This is a genomic window from Mycobacterium sp. E787, from assembly GCF_001668725.1.
GTDB lineage: Bacteria > Actinomycetota > Actinomycetes > Mycobacteriales > Mycobacteriaceae > Mycobacterium.
Window position 1 is genome coordinate 246,106 of the sequence record NZ_LZKL01000016.1, and the last position, 7,037, is coordinate 253,142.

Below are 7,037 nucleotides of genomic sequence, written 5' to 3' on the forward strand. Positions count from 1 at the left end.
GGCCTCGCCGCGGCTTTGGCTCGCTCGCTCATGAAGGACCGAACCCCTTGTCTTCGAATGGCTTTCGTTTCCTAGTGGCATTCAATCCCAACTACTGCGCGGGTGGCAGACTCAATTCACACAAGCGTCAGCCCGGCAACCCGTTCGGCCCGTTCGGGCCGAAGAAGTAGTACGCGCCGAAGCCGCCGGGTCCGCCAACGCCCGGGACCGCCCCGGTGCCACCGTTGCCGCCGCCGCCGCCGATGCCGAAAAGAAGTCCGCCGTAGCCGCCCTGGCTGCCGTTGCCCCCGAACGCCAAGCCGGGCGCACCAAAGCCGTTGCCGCCGTGGCCGCCGAGGCCGAACACCAGGCCGCCGAGACCGCCGAGCCCGCCGGTGCCGCCGTGGCCACCGGCCTGGGCCACCCCGCCGTCGCCACCGGCTCCGCCGATGCCGAACAGGGAACCCCCGGCATAGATGCTGCCGGCACCATCACTGAACACGTAGCCGTTGTCGCCGCCGTATCCGCCGGGCCCGCCGGTGCCGCCGGCGGTCAGGGCGGTTCCGCCGGCCCCGCCGTGGCCGCCCAGGCCGAAGAGGATGCCGCCACCCCCACCGCCCTGGCCGCCCTGGCCCCCGATGTTGCCCGCGCCGACGGCCGCCCCGCCGGTGCCGCCGTCGGCCCCGGTGCCGATGAGGTTGAAGAGTGCGCCGCCGCTGCCGCCGTCGCCGCCGACGCCCGCGAGCCCGTTGGCGAAGTTGAGGCTGGACCCGCCGGCGCCGCCGGCGCCGCCCAGGCCGTAGATCAGGCTGCTGCCGTTGCCGCCGGCGGCGCCCCAGCCGGCGACGAAGCCGTTGCCCCCGGTCCCGCCGATGCCGCCGTTGCCGAGCAGGAACCCGCCGTTGCCGCCGAAGCCGCCGTCGCCGCCGACGCCATTGACGCTGACACCGCCGGTCCCGCCGCCGCCGCCGTTACCGAAGAGTCCGACGGCATTGCCGCCGTTGCCGCCAAAGCCGGCCACCCCAGCGCCAATAGCGTTCCCGCCGTCGCCGCCGCGGCCGCCGTTGCCGAACAAGAACCCGCCACTCCCGCCGTTCCCGCCGTTCTGTCCGGGCCCGCCGGAACCGCCGGCGCCGCCGTTACCCCACAACAACCCTCCGTTCTGCCCGTTCGCGCCGGTTCCGGGGGTGCCGTCGGCGCCGTTTCCGATGAGTGGCCTCCCGAGGAATGTGCTGAAGGGGGCGTTGATGTCGTTGAGGAGCCCCTGCAGAGGGTTCGCATTGGCGGCCTCGGCGCCGGCGTAGGAGTTGGCGCCGGCGGTCAGCAGCTCGACAAACTGCTCGTGAAACGCCGCCGCCTCAGCGCTTAGCGCTTGATAGGCGCGGGCATGCTCGCCAAACATCGCCGCGATGGCGGCTGACACCTCGTCACCGGCCGCGGCCACCACCGTCGACGTCGGGGCCGCCGCCTCGGCGTTTGCGGCGGTGACGCTCGAACCGATATTCGCCAAATCCGAAGCCGCCGCCGTCACGTATTCAGGGACCGCAATGAGAAATGACATACCGACCTCCGAACGACGCGGCGACCGCCCGACGGTCACCGATACCAGAATCGTCTCGTTTTGGTCGCCCTACCGATCCCAAGTTTCAGTCGGCATACCAGTAACGGTCTGACTTAACCCCCGTTCGATGAGGCGGGCGTAGGCGTCCCCTGAGTTCAAACTGTGAAAACCCAATTTTGTTTGTATGCCAAACGGAAGTGTTTTGACTCGACGCAGCAAGCAGTGGGTGCGCGGGCACGCGCGAATGACACTGCGCGCCAACTCGATCCGAGCCCTACGTGGCCACGTTCTAGCGATCCGACGGCTGCAGAAAGGCGCCGCGTCGTCGGCCCAGCAGCACGCAGACCAGGGCGAGGCCGGCCAGCAGTGGGTGGACGACGCGGTCGCGGGTATCGACGGGGACCGCGCCCAGCAGGTCGGTGCCGTGGAATGCCTCCAGCCCGGTCGCCAATGCATAAATCAGCCCGACGGTCACCGCCGCGGCGAAGGCGGCGCGGGGGTATGCGATCCCGACGGCGAGCACAACCACCACCGCCAGCTGCCAGACCGACCGCCAGCCATCTCCAGGCAGCCGAAAACTTGCCCCCGCCAACAGGGTTGAGATCGCGCGCACGCCGAGAAACAACGCAACGACCACGCAATACCAGCGCGGGGCGCTCGCCGCGCCCGTCCAGCCAGATCTCATCGGACACTCCTTCATTTCCGTTCTGCCGGGGCGGCAGTAACGCAACCGACTATACTGCCACCATGGCAGTAACGGGAGTGGCTCGTGACCGAGGATCCGGTCCTCCTCGGCGGCGCCGCCGCGCCCCGGCCGAGGCGCGCCGCGAAATCCTCGAGGCGGCGTCCGGCTTACTGACCGAACAGCCTGCTCACACGGTCAGCGTCGCGGCGATCATGGATCGAACCACCTTGTCGCGCAAATCCTTCTATGTATATTTCCGCGACCGCGCCGAACTGATCGGCGCGCTGGTTCGACCCCTGCGAGCTGAGACGGACGCCTCGCTTGCTCAATGGCGCCAGGCCGAGGATCCGGTCGCGGCCGGACGCGAGGCGCTGCTGAGTGCGGCACACACCTACCGCCGGCACGGGGCGATTCTGCGCGCGGTGTTCTGGTCGTCGGAGGACGATCCCGAGGTAGCCGCGGCCCGTTCGGCCCTCATCGACCCGGTTGTCGAGGTCGCCGAGGCGATCATCGACGCCTCGAACAGCGGCCTCGCCGATTCCCACGGAGCCGCAACGGCATTGGTGACCATGAACGTCCATCGCCTGTTGACGCTGACCCCTGGCACCTCCGATGCGGAGATGCACGTGCTCGTGGAGACACTGGCGACGATCTGGGAACGCGTGCTGTATCCAAGCACGGGTTAGCGCGTCGTGCGCCTTCCGTTGTAATCACAACCTCGAACGGCAAAATTCAAATTTGCGTCGACACAGTTACCATTCTTCACGTTCCTGTCTTCCTATTCCTACCGCATTGGACCCGCACACTGACGGCGTCGTCGACGCATAGAACAAAGGAGACGTGTCACATGTCCTCACCCCGCTGGCCGGCAATGCTCGCCATCCCCGTCATGGCCGGCGCTGGCTTGGTTAGTAGCACCGCGATCGCGACCGCCACCACTCCCCAGGATGACGCCTACCTCGCGCAGCTGCGTGCCGTCGGTCTCAGTTGGCCGCCCAAGACGGAAGAGGCCCTCATCGGCGAGGCGCACCTCGTCTGCTACGACCTCACGTGGGGCTGGACGCCACAACAGATCGCGGACGACATTCACGCCCACTTGGACGCCAGGGGCGTGACGTTGCTCGACGTCGGAACATTGGTCAACGCCGCACACAACACCTACTGCCCCGGCAACGTGTGCGACGCCCCCATCCTTTGCACATGACGCCGTCCACCGATCATCGCTTGGATGCGGTGCCTCGGCGTCGTGGGGTGCGGTGCGCCGCCAGCACGTCGGCGTTAGCTTGCGTTTGGGCCTGAGCGGCCAGAGTCGATGCCCTGTTGGCATAGGCGATTGCATCGGCCTCGTTCGTTGCTTGGGTGCCGTGCGCCGCCGCCAAATACCGCTTGGCGTCCTCGAGCCGGGCTTGGGCCTGCGCGCCGATGCTGTCGCCATGCCTGGCGGCGTAGTCGGAGATCTGGCGCACTCTGGCCTCCGCGGTGGACAATGCCTGCCCCAGCGACCGATCGCTCCCCTCGATGCTCACCGGTCCATCGCGATGCGCGGCGCGCCGGCGGCGGCGCGCGCGATAGAGCACGAGAACCACCACCAGCACAACGATGACGGCCACCGCGACGATGGCGGCGATCGCGATCGGCGCCCAGTTGCGCTTCGACGAGGTTGCCGGGGGGGCCGATTTGTCCAGTCCGTCGGCCGCGGCGACCGCAGCGATGCTCCATTCTTTGGCGTTGATCGCCGGTTCGATTTGGTTGCTGCGCAAGGCGTTTAACTCGGCCGCCGGGAGGCCCGGCACGTCGAACACGTACGACTTGGTGTTCGTGGCTACGGCCAGCAGCGCGTCGTGGTCGCCCATGCCGCTGGCGCTGCGGGTTTGGTTCGCCCAGTTCTCGGGCTTGAACCGGGAGAAGTTGTCGACGTAGACCACCCACAGTTGGATGTGCCGGTCGCGGTACAGCCGGTCAATGGCCGAGCTGACCGCCGCACGGCCGGAGTCCGTCAACGCTCCCGTGTTGTCGGTGATGTGATCGGTGACTTTGGACGGCGGTTGCGCGCCGGCCGGGGTTGCCAGCAGCAACCCCGCCGTGAGAATCGCCAGGACCGCACCGAACCGGCGAACAACGCGCATAGGGGTAATGTAGCCCGCCTTCGGCCGAGCCGAGCGCACCATCACCTGCCGTCGGCGACTGGCGATGAATGAACTAATTTCCCTTGGGTGACGTTCTCAGCTGCTGGCGCAGTCGCGCGTTGGATCGCCCCTCTCCTCACGGTTGCGGCCGTTGTCGCGACGAACTCCCTCGTCGACCCGGCCGTGCGCTTGGCCGACGACGCCAATCCGTTGGCCGGCATGCCCTTCTACGTCAATCCGAATTCGGCGGCTATGCGTGCCGCGCAGCATGCCGATCCGCCGAGTCCCGAATTGACCGCCATTGCCAACACGCCGCAGGCTTACTGGATCGTCCCGGGCTCTTCCGCCGGGACGGTCGGGAAGTACACCGCCGATGCGGCGGCCGCGGGGACCATTCCGGTGCTGGCGATCTATGGGATCCCGCACCGCGACTGCGGCAGCTTCGCCGCGGGTGGCATGGCGACGGCCGACGACTACCGCGCGTGGATCGACGGCATCGCATCCGGCGTCGGCGCGACGCGCACGGCGATCGTCCTCGAACCCGACGCGCTGGCCATGGCCGACTGCCTGTCGGCAGATCAGCGCCAAGAGCGCTACGACCTGATTCGCTACGCGGTCGACACGCTGACGCGCAATCCGGGCACGGCCGTCTACGTCGACGGTGGTCACTTGCGCTGGCACAGCGCCGAGGACATGGCCGCCCGGCTCAACAACGTCGACGTCGCCCGCGCGCGGGGTTTCAGCCTCAACACCGCGAACTTCTACACCACCGGCGACGAAATCGGTTACGGGGAGACGATTTCCGGGCTCACGAACGGTTCGCACTACGTGATCGACACGTCACGCAACGGCGCCGGACCGGCACCCGACTCCGGGCTCAACTGGTGCAACCCCAGCGGCCGCGGACTGGGCACCCCGCCCACCACCGCCACCACGGGCGCGCATGCCGACGCCTATTTGTGGATCAAACGCCCGGGTGAATCCGACGGGACCTGCGACAAAGGTGACCCGCCGGCGGGCACCTTCGTGAGTCAGTACGCCATCGACCTGGCCCACGCGGCCGGCCACTAAGGCGAGGCGTTCGACCGACGCGAGCAGTGTTAGCGTCATCGGCGTGACCCTCAAAGACATCGCCCTGACCACCCTCGATGGCAAGCCGACCACTCTGGCCGAATTGTCTGACGGCGCAACGCTGATCGTGAACGTCGCGTCCAAGTGCGGACTGACTCCGCAGTACACGGCGTTGGAGAAGCTGGCCACCGACTACGCCGATCGCGGCCTGACGGTCGTCGGCGTCCCGTGCAATCAGTTCATGGGCCAGGAACCCGGCACGGCCGATGAGATCCGGCAGTTCTGCTCGACGACCTACGGGGTCACGTTCCCATTGCTGGAGAAAACCGACGTCAACGGCGACAACCGCCATCCCCTCTACGCCGAACTGACCAAGGCCGTCGATTCCGATGGCAAGGCGGGCGACATTCAGTGGAACTTCGAGAAATTCGTGGTCACGCCCGACGGTGAGGTGGCCAATCGATTTCGGCCGCGCACCGAACCGGACGCGCCCGAGGTCATCAGCGCCATCGAGGCCGTACTGCCCCGATAGGCGGCTTCCCGTCGCGTCGACCACGAGAAGCAAACGGCCGGCCCCGCGGCTCTCCCCCGCACCCGTCGGATTCCATGATGGGCCAAGCTCAGCGCGTCACCGACAATGCGCAACGGTCCTGTGTCGCAACGGATTAAATGTCTGAGCCGCGGCGCCACAGCCAAGCAGATCTGATCCAATCCAGTCATTGACGATGACAAAGAAGTGTTGGCTTCCCATTCCCCGGTTCTTTAAATAAAGTTATCGGTCCGAGCCGCCCCGTTGAGCTGATGGGAGCCGCAGATGTCGACTTTCCTGATCGCAGCACCCCAAGCCTTGGCCGCGGCGTCGGCGGATTTGACGGCCATCGGCGAGGCGATCAAGGAGGCTGCCGCATCGGCGGCGCCGTCGACCACGGGGATTGCGCCAGCGGCCGCCGATGAGGTGTCGGCCGCGATTGCGCGGTTGTTTGGCAACTATGCGCAGTCTTATCACGCGATGGGCGCCCAGGCTTCGACGTTCCAGGAGCAGTTTGTTCGGGCGTTGAACGTGGGTGCGGGCACATACGCCGCCGCCGAGGCGACGAACGGATCGTGGCTGCAGATGCCGGGGCTACAGGCGGTGGAGCACAACCTGCTGGCCGCGGCGAACACGTACAGCTTGGCGTTGACCGGACGCCCACTCGTCGGCAACGGCGTCAACGGGGCGCCCGGGACTGGCGCCAACGGGGGCGCCGGGGGGTGGTTGCTCGGCGATGGCGGGGCCGGCGCCTCGGGCGCGGCCGGTAGCGGCGGCGGCGCGGGTGGGCCCGCAGGGCTGATCGGCACCGGTGGGGCCGGCGGTGCCGGCGGCACCGGCGGCGGGGCCGGTGGTCCGGGCGGGCACGCCGGATGGCTGTTGGGCACCGGCGGCATCGGTGGCGCCGGCGGGTTCGCATCATCGGGAACCGGCGGACCCGGTGGGGCCGGCGGGGCCGGCGGCCTGCTCGCTGGGCTGGTCGGTGCCGGCGGCGGCACAGGCGGCGTCGGCGGAGTCGGGGACACCGGGGGTGCGACGCCGCCCGGCGGCGCCGAGGCCGCGGCCACCGACAGCGGCGCCTGGACG

The 7,037-nt window shown here is 68.3% G+C and carries 7 protein-coding genes and 1 pseudogene; 5 read left to right on the forward strand and 3 right to left on the reverse strand.

Annotated elements, in window-relative coordinates:
* Positions 1-130: 130 nt before the first annotated feature.
* Together A5705_RS03300 and A5705_RS03305 are read right to left on the reverse strand one after the other, a co-directional pair.
* A pseudogene (locus A5705_RS03300) lies at positions 131-1,540 on the reverse strand (PE family protein); the annotation flags it as partial.
* 289 nt (positions 1,541-1,829) lie between these two features.
* Entirely contained in the window at positions 1,830-2,225 is a 396-nt protein-coding gene (locus A5705_RS03305; protein ID WP_156763015.1) for a hypothetical protein, read from the reverse strand.
* A gap of 62 nt (positions 2,226-2,287) precedes the next feature.
* Here A5705_RS03305 and A5705_RS03310 point away from each other — a divergent pair, with 62 nt between their 5' ends.
* Both A5705_RS03310 and A5705_RS03315 read left to right on the forward strand, forming a co-directional pair.
* On the forward strand, positions 2,288-2,911 hold the full coding sequence (locus A5705_RS03310) for a TetR/AcrR family transcriptional regulator (RefSeq protein ID WP_068275380.1): 624 nt from the start codon (positions 2,288-2,290) through the stop codon (positions 2,909-2,911).
* A gap of 203 nt (positions 2,912-3,114) precedes the next feature.
* Complete coding sequence (locus tag A5705_RS03315) at positions 3,115-3,429, forward strand: DUF732 domain-containing protein (RefSeq protein WP_082956276.1); 315 nt, start codon at positions 3,115-3,117, stop codon at positions 3,427-3,429.
* 13 nt (positions 3,430-3,442) lie between these two features.
* Here the strand turns inward: A5705_RS03315 and A5705_RS03320 are convergent, their stop codons facing one another.
* Positions 3,443-4,351 (reverse strand): YgcG family protein, encoded by a 909-nt coding sequence (locus A5705_RS03320; RefSeq protein ID WP_068275385.1) that lies wholly within the window; start codon positions 4,349-4,351, stop codon positions 3,443-3,445.
* A gap of 87 nt (positions 4,352-4,438) precedes the next feature.
* Between A5705_RS03320 and A5705_RS03325 the strand changes: the two genes are divergently transcribed.
* The 3 genes from A5705_RS03325 to A5705_RS03335 form a co-directional block, all read left to right on the forward strand.
* The gene (locus tag A5705_RS03325) at positions 4,439-5,422 is read left to right on the forward strand and encodes a glycoside hydrolase family 6 protein (protein WP_068275392.1); all 984 of its coding nucleotides are present in this window, start codon (positions 4,439-4,441) and stop codon (positions 5,420-5,422) included.
* A gap of 43 nt (positions 5,423-5,465) precedes the next feature.
* Positions 5,466-5,954, forward strand: coding sequence for a glutathione peroxidase (locus A5705_RS03330; protein WP_068275395.1), 489 nt, complete (start codon positions 5,466-5,468; stop codon positions 5,952-5,954).
* 282 nt (positions 5,955-6,236) lie between these two features.
* Positions 6,237-7,037: PE family protein (locus tag A5705_RS03335; protein ID WP_156763016.1), on the forward strand; the 801-nt coding region annotated here is incomplete at its 3' end.

Bases quoted from the DNA above. Each gene is read 5' to 3' on its own strand.
- A5705_RS03305 (WP_156763015.1), bottom strand. From the start codon at position 2,225: ATGAGATCTGGCTGGACGGGCGCGGCGAGCGCCCCGCGCTGGTATTGC.
- A5705_RS03310 (WP_068275380.1), top strand. From the start codon at position 2,288: ATGGCAGTAACGGGAGTGGCTCGTGACCGAGGATCCGGTCCTCCTCGG.
- A5705_RS03315 (WP_082956276.1), top strand. From the start codon at position 3,115: ATGGCCGGCGCTGGCTTGGTTAGTAGCACCGCGATCGCGACCGCCACC.
- A5705_RS03320 (WP_068275385.1), bottom strand. From the start codon at position 4,351: ATGCGCGTTGTTCGCCGGTTCGGTGCGGTCCTGGCGATTCTCACGGCG.